Consider the following 17,270-nt stretch of genomic DNA (forward strand, 5'->3'; position numbering starts at 1 on the left):
CCACACCCCTCTCAGGGGCGCTCACTATTCTATACAAGCCACAGATGAGTGTCAAGGAAAAACCCCAAATATTCCTTGGACTCTCAACGATATGGCTTGTATAGTATCAAGTGCGTTTACATAATAACGAAAGCCTTCACTGAATGTCAAGGGTAAATGCTGTTGGATCGACGGAACGCTGTTATGCTATTATGCTCGTATGGTAGATAGACCTGATAACATACTCGATGGTAAAGCTGTTGCCAAGACTGTAAGGCAGCAGCTAGAGGGTCAAATCCAAGATTTCCAAACGTCACGAGGTTATGTTCCCAACCTGGCTGTTGTCCTGCCTTCTGAAGAACCTGATGCTTGTCTTTATGCTCAGAACCTTCAGAAATGGTTTCAGAAGCTTGGTCTGGGATGTTTTGTGCATCAGCTTTCTAGTTCAATAACACAGGAAGACCTGTGTGTACATATTCGCTCTCTTTGTAGTTCAGAAGATATACATGGTGTCATGGTACAGATGCCTCTGCCTAGTGGTGTAAGCTATCTTAGGGTAGCAGAGTCCCTAGACCCTATGAAAGATGTCGAAGGAATTCATCCTTATAACTTTGGACTCCTTTCCATAGGGAATCCTCAAGTTATTCCGAGCACTCCTATGGCTGCTGCTACTCTGATTGACCACTACGGGATAGATGTTTCAGGAAAGAATGTAGTTGTTATCGGTAGGAGTAACGTCGTAGGAAAGCCATTCGCTCAGCTAATGCTTATGAAGCATGCCTCAGTTTCCGTGCTACATAGTAGGTCCAAGTCGATTAGAGACTATACACTTAACGCTGATATTGTGGCCGTAGCTGTAGGGAGACCCAATACTCTCACCGCAGATATGGTAAGAGAAGGGATCATAGTTATAGACTTTGGAATAAATTTTGTGAATGGTAGACTCGTAGGAGACGTAGATTTTGATTCGGTTTCCCCGTTAGCAAGCTTTATTACTCCTGTACCAGGTGGTATAGGTCCGCTAACCAACTTAATGCTGGCAAGTAATTTAATCAAGCTAGCGTTTAATCAGCCTTAGGGTGCAGCATCTTTACCGCACTCTACATAGAGCTTGTGATAGTAGATGTACTCCATAACCTTATCTGGAACGAGATATCTTATAGGCTCCCCCTTTCTTACTCTATCTCTTAACTCTGTACTACTAATAGGTATGTGAGGTACATCTACTAGAAAATATCTGTTTTTGATGCAAGGCAACTCGGATTCGACTTTGGCTATATCGGGACCCATACCAGCTCGCTTTATCACGGCTAAGTTGGCCAAGTACACTATCTTATTAGGCATATACCAACGATAAAGCGAGGAGAACTCGTCTGTCCCAAGTAGGAAAAAGAGTGAGTCATTCGGGTTTAGCTGCTTGAGCGTCTCTAAGGTATGAACCGTGTAAGATACTTCTGGGCGCTTTACTTCAATATCGGAGAGCTCAAATAGCTTATTCCCCTCTATGGCAAGTCTTACCATTTGAAGCCTATGCTCAGGAGGTGTAACCTGAGTGTCTCTCTTATGTGGAGGAATACCAGTAGGTATCCAGAGTATCTTATCCAGTCTTAACCTATATCCAACTTCCTCGGCTGCTGCTAGATGGCCTATATGTGGGGGGTCGAAAGTACCACCCATTATACCGATCTTTCCCATAGTTTTGATTTATGCCTCTACTTTTACATTGATGTTGACTTGTGGATAGTGTTCTTTTATTTTAGCTGCGATCTCACCTATCAATAAGCTGTCCTTAGGCAGCCAATATCTCAAACCTAGAGTTGTGTTTTCATCCTCTATCAGGTCTATACGTGTCTCAGGTTGAGGTATTAGGTTCAGCTCTGGGATCTCCTTTGCTAGAGACGGATACCAACCTACGATCTGTAATATAACTTCTCTATTGGCCTTGATAGTTACTAGATATGGTAATAGGTTACTGGCCGCTTTATTGGAGATGATGTCTGTCATCAATACCGAGTTGGGAATTATAACCTTCGTGCCATTATCCGTCTCCAATACGGTAGTTCTCAATTCTATAGTACGCACGTTTCCTGTTTGATCCCTTATCGTTATTCTGTCACCGATGTTGAATGGTTTCTCTAGAAGTATGTATATACCTGCTATGAAGTTTCTCAGTATATCCTGCAGGGCCAAGCTGACGGCTAAACCACTAACACCAAGCACGGTGACTATCGCTGTGACTTGTACACCTACTAATGGGAGGGCAGTGAGTATGCCTAAGATGATTACAGAAACAAAGGCGATGTTAGATAGCAATGCCAAGATTGCTGGATCTCGAAGGGCTCTGTTTCCGGTACGAACTATTCTGTCCCTTATATATCTGCCAATTGTGATCGAGATTATTAGTGCAATTAGTAGGACAACTATTTTGCCGATTATATCTGCAGCTTTAGTCAGGGTTTGCTGAGTAAGATCGTAGACCTGAGGAATCACGTTTCATCCCTAAGGCGTTTTTGAAGAGTTTATAGCAGTAGAGACTCAGAAATAGCAAATCAAGATTCTGAATCTCTACTGCTGGGATTTGAGGTTATCTCTTGTGGTTGGTGGCTATAATCGCTAGGCTGGTGACGCTATCATTAGGCTTCAGAGTCATTAGAGATACGCCTCTGGCTGCTTTGCTTTGTTTACTAATACTATTAGTCTTTAACCTTACTACTTGCCCGCTGGCAGAGGCTATCAAAACTTCAGAATCTTCTGGGGCCATCCTGGCAGTAGCTAAATCACCTGTTTTCTCGTCTAGCTTGATGGCTCTAGCTCCTGATCCAGCCCTGGATTGCCTGTTAAACTCGTCTATAGATGTCCGCTTACCAAAACCTTTCTTAGTTACTAAAAGTACCTCTGCACCACTTTGGACAACTTCCATAGCAACTACTTCATCACCCTCTGATAACCTGATAGCAGTTACACCTACTGCTTGCCTTCCAGTTGGGCGTACATCTGTGGCTGGGAATCTTATTGATTGCCCCTTAGCGGTAAGGACAAGTATGTCGTCGTTGTCACCTAGGAGTCGAACATCTCTTAGCTCATCCCCATCTTCTAGTGACATCGCAATTAGTCCATTGGATCTAACTGATGAGTATTCCTCCAATGAAGTCCTCTTTATCTTCCCTTTCTTGGTTATAGTCGTAAGGTAGCGATCTGGCTTGAATTCCCTGACTGCTATTACCTCAGTCACTCTTTCGTGGGGTTCTAGGTTAATTAGGTTGACTAATGGAAGCCCTTTAGAGGTTCGACTTGAGTCGGGTATCTCGTGTGCTTTAATTTGGTAAACCTTACCCTTATTGGTAAAGAATAGGATGCTATCCATGGTATTACATACCAGGAGGTGCTCTACTACATCAGAGTCTTTGACTCCCACCCCGTTTACACCTCGACCGCCTCTTCGTTGTGTGCGATAGGTATCTGGTGGTAGTCTCTTGATATACCCCCTATCGGTTACGCTTACAGCTACCTCGATATTTGGTATGAGATCCTCGTCTCTAATGTCTCCGCTAGCTTCCACTATCTTAGTACGACGTTCGTCGCCGTATTTATCTCTGATTTCCTGGAGATCAGACTTGACTATTGCTAATACCTTTTCAGGACTTGCCAGAATCGACTCATATTCCCTTATCTGGGTTCTTACTTCTTTGAGCTCATCCTCTATTTTCTGCCTCTCCAGAGCTGCTAGCCTTCTCAGTTGCATGTCCAGAATTGCTTGAGCCTGGACTTCTGTAAGCCCAAAGTCCTGCATCAGCTTGGTTTTGGCAGCATCGGCACTTCTAGAGTTGCGGATTGTATTTATGACGGCATCTAAGTTATTGAGAGCTATCATCAATCCTTCGAGTACATGTGCTCGTGCTCTAGCCTTATCGAGATCGTATTCAGTTCTGCGCCTGATAACTATCTGTCGGTGCTCTATGTAATGCCGCATCATCTGCTTCAATGTGAGCATGCGCGGCACGGTTCCGTCGACGAGAGCTAGGGAGTTGACGCCAAAAGTCGTTTGCATAGGCGTGAACTTATACAACTGGTTAAGCACCTTTAGTGGCTGAGCCTCTCTGCGCAGCTCTATAACTATCCGCATACCGTTTCGATCAGTCTCATCTCTGATATCAGATATGCTTGGGATACGCTCTTCCTTGACTAGTTCGGCTATCTTCTCTATTAAGGCCGCCTTATTGACTTGGTAGGGCAGCTCGGTGACGATGATAGCTGAGCGATTGCCTCGCAGCTCTTCAATATGTGCCTTGGCTCTAACTATGATCTTACCTTTACCTGTGCTATAGGCAGAGAGTATGCCCTCCCTACCGAGGATAATACCTCCGGTAGGAAAGTCTGGCCCTTGGACTATCTTAGATAGATCTTCTATTGTGGCATCTGGATGATCGATCAGGTAGATGAGACCATTACATATCTCACGTAGGTTGTGCGGTGGGATATTTGTTGCCATACCCACAGCTATTCCAGAGGAGCCATTGATCAGTAGATTAGGAATCCTGCTGGGTAGTACTACGGGTTCTCTCTCGCTATCATCATAGTTGGGAACAAAGTCTACGGTATTCTTATCTATATCACGCAGCATCTCCTCAGCTAAGCCAGTTAGCCTGGCTTCTGTGTAACGCATCGCTGCTGCGCTATCCCCATCTACAGACCCAAAGTTGCCTTGGCCATCAACTAGGGGGTACCTAAGCGTAAAATCCTGAGCCATGCGTACTAGGGTGTCGTATACTGCCGAATCTCCATGAGGATGATATAGCTTCAATACTTCACCCACGATACCTGCGCTTTTTCTGTATCTCGCTGACTGAGTGAGTCCGAGCTGGTACATGGCGTAGAGTGTTCTGCGTTGTACGGGCTTCAATCCGTCTCTCACGTCAGGTAATGCTCTGGACATGATTACGCTCATAGCGTAATCAAGGTATGATGAGCGCATCTCTTGATCTATGTCAACAGGACGTACTACACCTATCTCCATCTTCCTATAACAACCCCCTAGTTGTAGTCAAAGTGCTCAAAAAGAGAAATTTTGTTCAACATAATAATTATACCGGTTTAAGGGACTGGATATCTAACCTTTAGATGGAGATATAAAAGCCTATATAATGTTTGGGGCGGGTATAACCCGATGAAATCAATGTGTCTGGAGGAACTTATTGCCAGCGGTAGTGGTAGTGGGCGGTCATTGGGGCGATGAGGGAAAGGGCAAGATAATAGATCTGCTCGCGGGTAGGTTTACCTATAATGTGCGCTATAGCGGCGGGGCTAATGCCGGCCATACCGTGGTCAACCACCTTGGGAAGTTTGCACTACATCAGATCCCTAGTGGCGTTTTTCACTCTGGTGTCAAAGCGATGATAGGAGCAGGGGTTGCGTTGAATCCTGCTACATTGATTGAAGAGATAGGTAGTATCAAGAGCAAAGGTATAGACCTATCTAATCTCTACGTTAGCGAGCGGGCGCATCTGGTTATGCCCTATCACCTAGCCATTGATAAAGCCCGTGATAGCTGTAGAGGTGATAGAAGGATTGGCACCACTGGCAAAGGTATAGGGCCAGCCTATACTGATAAAGCTGCTCGGGATGGTATTAGAGCTGGCGATATGCTTGACAGAGATTATTTTCTAAGTCAGGTACGGGCCAATGCGCTCATAGCCAACCGATACCTAGAGTGCGTTCTCGATTCCCCCACAATAGACGTGGAAGAATTGGTTTTTCAGGCAAACGAATGGTGCGCTGCTCTTTCACCTATGATATGTGATACGGAAGAGTCAATCAGGCTTGCCTTGCGTCGAGGCGAGTGGGTGGTACTTGAGGGTGCACAAGGCACATTACTAGATTTGGATTGTGGGAGTTATCCATATGTTACGAGCTCTCTTACGACCTCGGGTGGTGCATGTGCCTATATGGGAATACCGCCTAAGGACATATCTCATGTCTTAGTGGTGATGCATGCATATATGACCAGAGTAGGGGAGGGTCCTTTCCCCACAGAGTTAAATGATGAGTATGGCGACTACATAAGAGAGAGGGGACACGAGTTTGGTACTACAACTGGTAGGCCAAGAAGATGCGGGTGGTTTGATGCTATAGCTAGCAAATACGCTGCTGAGATAAATGGCTCTACTAGTATAGCTATCACCAAACTTGATGTTCTAGATGGTTTGGATAAGATTAGGATATGTGTTGGGTACGAGTACCGCGGAGAACGGATCAGTCATTTCCCGGCTAGGTCACAGGTACTTGCTGAGTGTGTACCAGTCTACGAGGATTTGGATGGGTGGAAAACTTCTACTAGTGAAGCTACCAGCTGGGAAGATCTACCTAAAGAGGCTCAAGATTACGTGCATCGTATAGAGGAACTGTTGGAAATCCCTGTGTCGATAATATCGGTTGGTCCATCTAGAGGTCAGACTATAGTGGTCAAAGACCCTTTGAGTTAGGACTCAAACTTGGGTTCTCTGTTCATTAGATCTATTAGAGCCTCATGAACAGGTTTGCCCTCGAAAATAACTTTGTAGGTTTGCTCGATGATTGGCATTTCCACCCCTATCTCTTGAGCCATCTTCCAAGCTGTCCTAGTGGTTTCTACCCCTTCGGCTACCTGAGGATGCAACTCTGCTAATATATCAGCCAGTTTCCTGCCTTTAGCAAACTCTTGTCCTACCCATCTGTTTCTACTGTAGTTGCTAGTGATCGTAACTATGAGATCTCCAATACCTGCAAGTCCTGCAAATGTTAGCGGATTAGCTCCTTGAGCTATTCCAAATCTGGATATCTCCGCAATACCTCTCGTTACAAATGCTGCCTTGGCGTTATTACCTGCTGCCAAGCCATCAATGGCCCCAGCACCTATAGCTATGACGTTCTTTAGGGCTCCTGCTATCTCTACTCCTACAACATCTCGACTACCATAAATTCTAAATGTTTTTGTGGTAAGTGCAGTGATTACTCTCATGGCAACTTGCTCATCTGGAAATGCCACTACACTAGTTGAAGGTTTGCCTTCAGCTACTTCCAGTGCTATGTTCGGACCCGAAAGCGCTCCGATGTTCTTGGGGTCAATCTCTGGTAACTCAGCCTGCAAAACTTGGGTCATTCGAAGCTCGGTGCATGGTTCAAAACCTTTGGCGGCACTTAAGACTATGTGATTCTCATTCAGGTAAGGAGCTAGAATCCTGATGTTTTCTCTCATTGACGCTGAAGGTACTACCATTATTACTACGGGATAATGGCTAGTAGCGATCTCGGGATCCGCAGTGATGCATAATTGCTCAGGCAAAACTATAGAGGGAAGGAATCTTTCGTTCCTTCGTGTAGATAATAGCTTTTCCGCTTCTTCTTTGGATCTGCAAAGAAGAGTAACCTTATGCTCTTTAGAGAGCATTGTGGCAAGTGCGGTACCCCACGATCCTGTCCCTACTACAGTGATACACTCCGTAGTGTGCTTCAAGTATAACTCCTTCTGTTTTTGATTCAAAAGCTATACTAACAATTCTTGTTGCTGCCATACCAAAGAAGAGGGCCACATAGCTAACCAGCTATGTGGCCCTTGATTTTATCGTTGAGTTTTGATCTAGGCTACTCTATCAGCCTTCAACATGTCTATAAACTTGGAAGCTTCCCATCTCGTAAGCTCTTGAGGGCTATGGCCGTATATGCTCTGGCACTTCTCGTCAACCTCTTCTTTGCTCATATTGAGGTTATTCTGAGCTATCGCGTATATAGCATTGAGCTGCTTTTCGGTTATACTTCTAGCACTAATTGCTCTTGCCTCGGTACTAGGAGCAAATTCTGCCGTATTATCTCTTTCTAGTGAATCTGCTTCGGATGTACGCGTGGATTCCGGCTCGTCTTCTGCTAGCTCTTCGAGAGCAGCTACACCTACGTTGACGGCGTCTCTTAGAGCCCTCGCCTTTGCTCGGGTTTCAGCCATCCTTATGAGATGTAGACTCATGAGCTTCGATACGTTCTCGGGAGATGCATCTCCAAGACCTGTAAAGATGCCTTTTTCTGTCTGTACTGTAGCTTTACATATAGCTACGTTACCATTCTCCGGCGTGGGAATTTGCAACAGCTCTGTCTCTATCCTCTTTAGCCCTTGAGCGTGTGCTTCCTCTAGCAATCCTGCGTATAGGACAAAGCTTTTCCCCTGTCTTTCGATTATAAATTCCTTCTTCACCTATACCACCTCGAAAATGATGAACATGCGTTCATTATTAGTATATGTGTTATTACGCAGGTTGTCAAATAAGAGTTTTTGAGAACAAAAGATCAGGGTTGAAAGAGGTAGCCTACTCCTGGTACGGTAAGTATATGTCTAGGATGTGTAGGGTCTTCTTCTATACGCTGTCTAAGATAATAGATGTGAGTTTTGACTAGGCTATCGTCTGCTGCTATGCTATAACCCCAAACGTTTCGCATTAAGTCTTCTGTAGGCAAGACTTCTCCTTGATGCATTACCATGTACTTGAAAAGCTCAAATTGGAGTTTCGTAAGTCTAATTAACTCTCCCTTGTATCTCACTTCCATATGTTGCAAATCTAACTGAAATGGTCCCGCAATTATTCGCTGAGTCCCACTTGTGTTGGCAGATCTTCTGGCTAGTGCTCGTAGTCTGGCTACCAATTCTCTAGGTGAATAGGGCTTGGTTATGTAGTCATCAGCACCTAGCTCTAGTCCGTGTACTATATCTGAATCTTGACCTCTAGCGGTAAGCATAATAATTGGTACAGAGCTAGTGGCTCTCAGTCTTGCGCAAACTTCAAATCCGTCTATGTGAGGCATGGCAACATCAAGAACTACGAGATCTGGAGGATCAGAGAAAACTTTGTCTAAGGCTTCTTTGCCATCTATGGCCTTTATAACTTCGAACCCTTCCCTTCGTAGTGTAAACGCCAGTATATCAAGCAGGTCCAAGTCGTCATCTGCTATCAGAACCTTCAATTTCTTATCTACGCTTGGTTTATTCTGATCAGTAGACTTTATCATCGATCCTGCTTTTTGTTTTCAATGGGAAGGGTAAACCAAAAAGTGGTTGATTTTCCAGATTGGCTTGTTACTCCTACTATTCCTCCGTGCATCTCTACTACTTCTTTAACTATCGCTAGACCCAATCCGGTACCAACAGGGTTCTTATCTGAAGTGCTTGCTCTGTAGAACCGTTTAAATAACATTGCAATCTCATTCTTGGGGATTGCCGGGCCTCTCTGCCTGACGGAGACCCTTACTAGGGTTCCCTCGTTGGCCATCATGAGCTGTATAGGCTCATTTGGGGGGCCGTACCTACTGGCGTTAGACAGTAGATTTACTACAACGCTTATGACCCTTCTTTGATCAACAAACAGAGCGGGGGGTTCACCAATAGTTCTTATCTCTAGCCTTTGGTTCTTGCTATTAAGTAGGGGTTGGACGAAGTCAACCGCATCTCTGACTATAGATTCTACTGATACCCAGCTTTTCCGTAGTTGAAGGGTGCCATTTTGTATCGCAGCTACATCTAGTAGATTGCTAACTAGAGCCTCCAACCTTCGGGTGTTTCTGTGTAAAAGGTTAATCATACTTCCAAGTTCAGATTGAGGTATATCTTTGTAATCTTGCAACATTACCTCAGTGGTAGCAACTAGTGCAGTCAAAGGGGTTCTTAATTCATGCGTAACGTTGCTCAAAAAATCACTTTTAGGTTCTTCTTGTTCGGTTGATAAGGTTATTCTGTGTAAAAATAACCCTGTAGATTGCGATCTGACTCTCTTTACGATCCATGTGACGGTATTACTTCCGATACTGACAGGTATAAGAGTCTCACCACCTGTGGTGGAGTCGTCTTGAAGTAGGCTATCTATCTTTTCCCAATCTTCGGGGGACAGAATAGCTCTTAGACTGGATGCACGACCCAGATCTAGTAATTCTGTAGTGCAATGACTATATCCTAAGATAATTCCGTCTTGGGTGGTCAATATGTAAGGATCACATAGGGATCCTACCAGATCAACTAGATCTGGTAGGATCCCTATATAGCTTGGAACGGAAGCTTCAGTCTGATCAAAATCCATTACTAAGTTATTACAACTAATCTTCGAGAAAGTCTCTTAACTGCTTAATTAGATGGTTTTCTCTTAGTCTACGTAAGGCGGTGCACTCGATCTGCCTTACACGCTCCCTAGTTATAGCAAATTCGTTACCCACTTCTTCAAGTGTCCTGCATTTACCATCAACTAACCCAAACCTTAGCTCTAGAACCTTTCTCTCTTTGGGTGGAAGGTTCTGGAGGACGGAGTTAATTTGCTCTCTAAGTATGTCATTAGCTGCTTTTTGTACTGGGTTTAGCACGTGTATGTCTTCCAGGAAGTCTCCTAGCATACTATCACCGTCTTCTCCTATCGGAGCTTCCAGTGATACGGGGAACTTAGAAGCCTGTTGTATCTGCATAACCTTCTTTATAGGTATACCTAACTCGCTGGAAAGCTGCTCTATTGTAGGTTCATGCCCGAGCTCTTGTTGTAACTTCTGGCTTGTCTTGTGGATCTTACTAACGGTTTCGCATACGTGTACTGGAAGACGTATAGTTCTAGATTGATCCGCTATTGCTCTAGTTACTGCTTGCCTTATCCACCAGGTTGCGTAGGTAGAGAATTTGTACCCACGAGTATAGTCAAACTTGTCAGCGGCTCTCATCAAGCCTATGTTGCCTTCTTGTATGAGATCTAGTAGTGACAATCCTCTGCCCAGGTATTTCTTAGCTATACTTACAACTAGCCTTGTATTGGCCTCTATCAGCTTACACTTTGCACCTTCTCCTTCTTTTCTTACCTTATTCCAGTGGTTAATTACTATACTTTTGTTGGTCAATAGGACCTGTGATACTGTTTTGACATCTGGACACTTATTTGAACGCTCTATGTAGTCGGTGATAAGAGGGGGGAGCAAGCACATGTCTTGCTCTGCTTCCAACAACTTCTTAACCTCTTCGTCTTTTGCAAATGACTCACGTGCATGTGTTACAGCTGCTTGATAGAGCTCAGATAGAGGTAATTTTATGTCTGAGGGAAGCCACTCTTTCGCTTGTATATAACCCAAAGATGCAGACTTATATATCTTGAGAACTACCGAGGTTATATCCGCATTTGTGTGCTGTTGAAGCCAATATTCATCCAGCCTACGAGATAGCTCTATCTTCTTGGCGAGGATAACTTCTTGCTCTGCCGTTAGTAATGGAACCCTACCGATTTCCCGGAGGTACATCTGGACTGGCTCGTCCAGGTCGTCAGCGTAGTCTTCTAAATGTTCGAGATCACCTAGATCGCTACCTTCCTGATCTACATCATTAGTGGAGTCATCAGAGAATTCAACTGCTATGTCTTCGCCCTCTAATTCGAAGCTTTCTTCAGATTGTAAATGGGCATCATCTATAAACGCCCCATCACTGGGTATGCTAATACGAAACTTGTAATCTTGAATCATTATCCTGGCCTCCTACTACTCCTGCTCTGCACCTAAGTTAATGATCTCAAATTATGGCTATGTACTAGGCCAGGAATCAGCCGGTGTCCAAGTAGTTACAATTACTTACCAAAGCTGTAGGTAAGAAATGAAGGGTCAAATACATTGTATAAATCATTGCGCCGCCTACGTTCCTTTCCTTTGTTGTTTTCCAGGACGACGACCATGAAATAAGGACTAAAGACCCTTTGAGCTTATACTACTCCAAATATTAGCTTCTGTCTAGTACTGTTTGTCAAATGGTGACGGATGCTAATTGCTAAATAGTGTAATGTTTTTTGTTTATTAGGCGGGCACTTTTGGGTGCAGTGTACCAACTTGTAGAGACATGCTGGTATCCTATACTCCGAAAGGAGGTTTAAGCCTTGTCGAGCGATTTTGTACACCTTCATCTTCACTCTGATTATTCCCTGCTAGATGGTTTAGGGAAGATCAAGGATTACGTAAGTCTCGCCAAAGAATATGGTATGAAAGCCATTGCTCTGACCGATCATGGTGTTATGTATGGCGCCATCGAGATGTACACCGAGGCCTTGGAGGCAGGAATAAAGCCTATCATAGGTTGTGAGCTTTATGTGGCCCCTAGGTCTAGACATGATCGGGAGAAAAAGCTGGATTCAGATTATGCTCATCTTCTTGTTTTAGCCAAGGATTATGAAGGATATCAAAACCTTATTAAGCTTGTTTCTTATGCTTTCCTTGAAGGATATTACTACAAACCCAGGATAGACCACGAGCTTTTAGCTAAGTACTCCAAAGGTCTTATAGTTACATCATCCTGTATTGGTGGAGAAGTTCCACAACTATTACTTCAAGGAAAGGATAAGGAGGCAAGGGAACTAGCTGATAAATACAGGTCCATAGTAGGTCGTGAGAACTACTTCATCGAGTTACAGGATCATCCTTTTGAAGAACAACGTATAGCTAACACTAAGCTTATAGAGCTTGCCAAGGACTTGGAAATACCTCTAGTAGCTACCTGTGACGTGCATTATCCACGACAGGAAGATGCTGCTATCCAGGATATATTGCTATGCGTCCAAACGGGTAAGCAGGTTACTGACAAGAATCGTATGAGGATGAGTAGTGATACTAACTATATGCGCTCTCCTCAGGAAATGGAGCAAGCTTTCAGGGATTATCCGGAAGCAATTAAGAATACCGCTCTAATAGCTGAGATGTGTAACCTGCAAATCCCAATGGGTAAGTGGATTTTGCCTCACTTTGATGTTCCTGATGGTTACGACCTACAGTCCTATCTAAGATATCTGTGTGAGGAGGGGCTCAAGCAAAAGTATTCAGAAGTGACTCAGGAGATTCGCGATAGACTTGAATACGAGCTCAACGTAATCAATACCAAGGGATATACCGCCTACATGTTGATTGTGCAGGATTTTGTAAACTGGGCTAGAAGTAGAGGAATAGCTGTTACAAGTCGAGGCTCAGCAGCTGGAAGCCTGGTTTCTTATCTTCTCAACATAACGACTGCAGATCCTATAGAATACAAGCTTCCTTTCGAAAGATTCCTTACCATACATAGACCTAGTCCTCCCGATATTGATATGGACTTCGAAGATAAAAGAAGGGAGGAAGTAATAGAGTATGTTACCTCCAAGTATGGTGAAGAGAACGTAGCGCAAATCATTACCTTCGGCACAATGGAAGCTCGTGCTGCTGTCCGAGATGTAGGTAGAGCTCTGGGTATCAGCTATAGCGATACCGATACCATAGCAAAAATGATCCAACCAGGGTGGTCCATAAAGGAAGCTCTGGAGAACTCTTTGGCGCTAAGGCAGTGGTACGAGCGAGATGAGAAGATAAAGCAACTTATAGATGTGGCTTCCAAGCTGGAGGGTGTAACGAGACATGCCTCTACCCATGCTGCTGGGGTCATTATCTCACGCGAGCCAATCATAAACTATGCACCTCTTCAGAAGGATAAGAACGGCTCAAGGCCTCTTGTACAGTTCGATATGCGTATGTGCGAGAAGATAGGGTTGCTCAAGATGGACTTCTTGGGACTGGCCAACCTATCGATCCTGGGTAGAGCTGTCAAAACTATCAAGCAGACTCGAGGCATAGATATCGAGCTTGACAAGCTACCTCTAGATGATACCAAGACTTATGAGTTACTTTCTTCGGGTGAAACCACAGGTGTTTTCCAGCTAGAGTCTGCAGGCATGAGGAGATATATAAGAGAGCTCAAGCCTTCAAATATACGGGACGTAGCGGCTATGATAGCCCTCTATCGCCCTGGCCCTATGGACATGATACCTACGTATATTGCACGTAAGCACGGTAGGGAACCCGTTGAATACCTAGTTCCTGGACTGGAACCTATTCTTAAGGATTCTTATGGTGTGCTTGTATACCAGGATGACATACTGCTGATTGCAATAGAGATAGCTGGATACACCTGGGAGGAGGCTGACAAGCTTAGAAAAGCTGTTGGTAAGAAGATACGTGAAGAATTGGAGGCCCAAAGAGATAAGTTTATAAAGGGTTGCCAAGAACACGGGGGATTGTCTCCAGAAAAAGCTCGAGAACTGTGGGACTGGATGGAACCCTTTGCCAGGTATGGCTTTAACAAAGCACATGCTGCAGCTTACTCCCTAGTGGCCTATCAGACAGCATATCTGAAGGCTAATTATCCCTCCGAGTATATGTCCTCACTGCTTACAGTGGGCATGGATAACTCAGAGAAGGTTGCTTCTGGAATAGTTGAATGTAATAGAATGGGCATAAGGGTACTTCCACCAAGTGTGAACGACAGCTTTGAGGAGTTCACGCTGGAACCCCAGTCGCAGCGCCCGGGTGAACCTATCCCCATAAGGTTTGGCCTGGGCGCTGTGAAGAACGTTGGGTCAGGTCCTATCAGAGCCATCGTGAACGCCAGGGAGTCGCTACCAGATAAGCGCTTCAAGTCTTTTGAGCACTTCTGCACGGTTGTTGACTTCAAGCAAATCAACAAAAGAGCACTTGAAAGTCTTATTAAAGCCGGAGCCTTTGACGAGTTTGGTCATAGAAGCCAACTCCTTGCAGCTATTGACGAGGCAATAGCCCTGAATCAGAAAATGCAGCGGGCATCAGATCTGGGACAGTTCAGCTTGTTTGGTGAGGCTTTTTCGGCTCAAGATCACTTACCGTCTCTAAGCCTTCCTGAAGTCGATGAAGCCCCCAAGGAGCAACTGCTTGCTTGGGAAAAGGAGATGCTCGGTCTCTACCTCAGTGAGCATCCCCTTAACGCAGTACTTGGCAAGAGACGTTTAGACAGCACATCTCTGATCTCTGAGATTTCTGAAGAAATGGTAGGCCAGACCGTGCGGGTGGCTGCTATGCTGGTAAATCCGCAGATCAGGACAACAAAGAGGCAACAAGAGATGCTTATAGGCAGGTTGGAGGACCAAACCTCTAGTATAGATTTTGTAGTTTTCCCCGAACAATATGAAAAGTATAGAGATTTACTTGTTAGCGATGCCGTACTTCTTGTGACAGGCAAGCTAGATGAGAGACAGGAAAGCTTTCAGATTGTCTGTGAATCCGTGGCGAAGATAGATAGTGATTCTGGAGATGAAATATCGAGGGAAGTAGAATCTCTGCTTGAAGATGACTCTCCGTCTCTGGAAAATGCTAGAGCTTACGAAATACGAATACGCTTCCCGGTGTCTGATGATCTTGAGGTAGATATAGAAAGGATGCACGCTCTTTATAAGCTACTTAGATCTCACCCTGGCGACGACAAGATCCTGATCCAGCTACCAGTGGGTTCTAGGTTCGTGGTCATAGAACCCACGAACCTAGAAGTATCATTTAGTGCTGTACTGGAAAAGGATCTGGAGAAAGTACTAGGTTCTAGATGCTGGCGACTCTACGTCAATAATAATGGCGATAAGGTACAGGTCGCCTAGTTCCTATTCTTGTTTCTCTTAAGTAATTTCAGCATCTCATTTAAGGGCCTAGTATTGACAACATCTTGAGGCTGCAACCATCCTCTGGCTGCTGTGCCGACTCCGTATTCCATGTTATATAGTCCTTCAATGCTATGTGCATCGCTGCTGATGCTGATTAGGCAGCCCGAGTCTACAGCCTCCTGGGCGTTGACGTCTCTAAGGTCTAGTCTATTAGGGTCACCATCTACCTCTAGTATTGTTCCTGTTCGAGCTGCCTCTCTAAAGATAGCCTCAAGATCAAAATCCCCACCCTCCCTGCTCCCTATTATTCGTCCTGTAGGATGAGCAAGTATGTCAACTAGCGGGTGTCGTATTGCTGCTAATGCCCTGGACGTAACTTTCTCTCTCCCTTGCCTTAGTCCCGAATGTACGCTTGCTATAACGATATCCAGATCCCTGAGCACCTCATCAGGCAAGTCCACGCTGCCATCACTAAGGACTTCCATCTCTATGCCGTGTAATATCTTGAACGGTGCTAGTTCTTTATTGAGGGATTCTATCTCCTTCCTTTGCTCGACGATTCGTTCTGGGGTCAAGCCTCTAGCTATCCCAAGACTTTGGGAATGATCTGTTATACATATGTACTCGTATCCTAAAGATCTAGCAGCTAGCGCCATGTCTCGGATGCTGCACTTACCATCACTCCAGGTTGAGTGCATATGAAGATCGCCCTTGATATCCTTTTGTCTAATTACCTTTGGCAGTTGGTGAATCAGAGATAGCTCTATTTCACCTCTGTCCTCTCTCATTTCAGGGGGCACGTATTGCATTCCTAGAAACTTATAGACTTCCTCTTCTGTTGGGAATGTAATGAGCTGTTCGTTCTTCTTGAACCCGTACTCACTCATATGGGCTCCACGTTCCAATGCTAGGTCACGCAGGTGTAGGTTATGGTCCCTGCTACCTGTGAAGTGCAGTAGCAAAGTCCCCCAATGCTGAGCAGGCAGACAGATCAAGTCAACTTGTATACCGCCCTCGATCATGATCCTGCATCTATTTTCACCCTTCATGTTTACGTCGTAGACCATAGGCAGAGAGCAAAATGTATCGATTATATCTTCTGGGTGTTCTGATGCAGCAACTATATCTATATCTCCTGCAGTCTCCCGGAACCTCCTAATGCTTCCTGCCAGCTCTATCTTTTCCACTTTATCGGTCTTTTCAAGAAGCTGTTGGATGAGACGCTTACCCAGCTCCCTTGCCTTTCCTATAGGTATTCTTATATCTCGACCTTTCAGGGATTTCAGCCCCTCTATTATCCTCTCTATGGCTTTAGGCCCTAGACCCTTTACCTTATAGATTCTCCCATCTTCTATAGCCAGCTCTAAGGCATCCAGAGAGCCTACCTTCAACTCGTCCCATAGTAGTTTGACTCTTTTGGGTCCCAAATCAGGCACCTGCAGCAATTCACGGAGTGTCGGTGGGTACTCCGATGTAACCTCTTCTAACAGTTCGAAAGTTCCTGTATCTAGCAGATCTTCTATCTTCTGAGCTATTGCCTTACCTACGCCGGGAATGGTCTCAAGCTTGCCTTGTTGCCTTAGAATAGATAAAGACTCGGGGGTGTGATCTATGGAATCTGCAGCCTTACGATACGCTGCAATTTTATAGGATGCCTCTCCCTTTATTTCAAGAAGGTCTGCCAGCAGCCTGAATTTCTCTGCTATGTCATGATTTGAGATGGTTTGATCTCGCACTGCTTTCTTGGCCTCCGTGGATATAGTTATCTTTACTGATTTGCCGTAAGTGATCTCGCTGTTATAATAAAGCAAACAGTTACCGTACTCCTATGTAAACTAATTTAAA

Annotated in this window: 12 protein-coding genes; 3 read left to right on the plus strand and 9 right to left on the minus strand. The window is 44.7% G+C overall.

The genetic code is table 11. The features are described from left to right. Positions 1-199: 199 nt before the first annotated feature. The gene (locus N2245_RS06710) at positions 200-1,057 is read left to right on the plus strand and encodes a bifunctional 5,10-methylenetetrahydrofolate dehydrogenase/5,10-methenyltetrahydrofolate cyclohydrolase (protein WP_494535961.1); all 858 of its coding nucleotides are present in this window, start codon (positions 200-202) and stop codon (positions 1,055-1,057) included. On the opposite strand, the gene nadD is transcribed toward N2245_RS06710, so the two are convergent. The 3 genes from nadD to gyrA all read right to left on the minus strand — a co-directional run bounded on the left by nadD (position 1,054) and on the right by gyrA (position 4,993). Then, a complete protein-coding gene (gene nadD, locus N2245_RS06715; RefSeq protein WP_494535962.1) occupies positions 1,054-1,674 on the minus strand; it encodes a nicotinate-nucleotide adenylyltransferase in 621 nt (206 codons plus the stop codon). The two genes, N2245_RS06710 and nadD, sit on opposite strands and share 4 nt — an antisense overlap. Before the next feature lie 9 nt (positions 1,675-1,683). Beyond that, complete coding sequence (locus tag N2245_RS06720) at positions 1,684-2,469, minus strand: mechanosensitive ion channel family protein (RefSeq protein ID WP_494535963.1); 786 nt, start codon at positions 2,467-2,469, stop codon at positions 1,684-1,686. Between the two features lie 94 nt (positions 2,470-2,563). After that, positions 2,564-4,993 carry a DNA gyrase subunit A gene (gene gyrA, locus N2245_RS06725; RefSeq protein WP_494535964.1) on the minus strand — a complete coding sequence of 810 codons (2,430 nt, stop codon included), beginning with the start codon at positions 4,991-4,993 and terminating at the stop codon, positions 2,564-2,566. A 178-nt stretch (positions 4,994-5,171) separates the two neighbouring features. Here gyrA and N2245_RS06730 point away from each other — a divergent pair, with 178 nt between their 5' ends. Next, positions 5,172-6,458 carry an adenylosuccinate synthase gene (locus N2245_RS06730; protein ID WP_494535965.1) on the plus strand — a complete coding sequence of 429 codons (1,287 nt, stop codon included), beginning with the start codon at positions 5,172-5,174 and terminating at the stop codon, positions 6,456-6,458. On the opposite strand, the gene N2245_RS06735 is transcribed toward N2245_RS06730, so the two are convergent. The 5 genes from N2245_RS06735 to N2245_RS06755 form a co-directional block, all read right to left on the minus strand. Continuing rightward, positions 6,455-7,468, minus strand: a complete 1,014-nt coding sequence (locus N2245_RS06735) for an NAD(P)H-dependent glycerol-3-phosphate dehydrogenase (RefSeq protein ID WP_494535966.1) — start codon at positions 7,466-7,468, stop codon at positions 6,455-6,457. The genes N2245_RS06730 and N2245_RS06735 overlap by 4 nt on opposite strands. Positions 7,469-7,591: 123 nt before the next feature. Then, complete coding sequence (locus tag N2245_RS06740) at positions 7,592-8,197, minus strand: hypothetical protein (protein WP_494535967.1); 606 nt, start codon at positions 8,195-8,197, stop codon at positions 7,592-7,594. A gap of 92 nt (positions 8,198-8,289) precedes the next feature. Further along, the gene (locus tag N2245_RS06745; RefSeq protein ID WP_494535968.1) at positions 8,290-9,006 is read right to left on the minus strand and encodes a response regulator; all 717 of its coding nucleotides are present in this window, start codon (positions 9,004-9,006) and stop codon (positions 8,290-8,292) included. Further along, positions 9,003-10,067 carry a sensor histidine kinase gene (locus N2245_RS06750; protein ID WP_494535969.1) on the minus strand — a complete coding sequence of 355 codons (1,065 nt, stop codon included), beginning with the start codon at positions 10,065-10,067 and terminating at the stop codon, positions 9,003-9,005. The genes N2245_RS06745 and N2245_RS06750 overlap by 4 nt, the downstream gene beginning before the upstream one ends. Positions 10,068-10,083: 16 nt before the next feature. Further along, positions 10,084-11,475 (minus strand): RNA polymerase sigma factor RpoD/SigA, encoded by a 1,392-nt coding sequence (locus N2245_RS06755; RefSeq protein ID WP_494535970.1) that lies wholly within the window; start codon positions 11,473-11,475, stop codon positions 10,084-10,086. Positions 11,476-11,879: 404 nt separating this feature from the next. Here N2245_RS06755 and N2245_RS06760 point away from each other — a divergent pair, with 404 nt between their 5' ends. Beyond that, positions 11,880-15,422 (plus strand): DNA polymerase III subunit alpha, encoded by a 3,543-nt coding sequence (locus tag N2245_RS06760; RefSeq protein ID WP_494535971.1) that lies wholly within the window; start codon positions 11,880-11,882, stop codon positions 15,420-15,422. Here the strand turns inward: N2245_RS06760 and polX are convergent. Continuing rightward, entirely contained in the window at positions 15,419-17,236 is a 1,818-nt protein-coding gene (gene polX / locus N2245_RS06765) for a DNA polymerase/3'-5' exonuclease PolX (RefSeq protein ID WP_494535972.1), read from the minus strand. The two genes, N2245_RS06760 and polX, sit on opposite strands and share 4 nt — an antisense overlap. Between the last annotated feature and the right edge of the window lie 34 nt (positions 17,237-17,270).

Source organism: Thermobaculum sp. T2p (genome assembly GCF_059335935.1).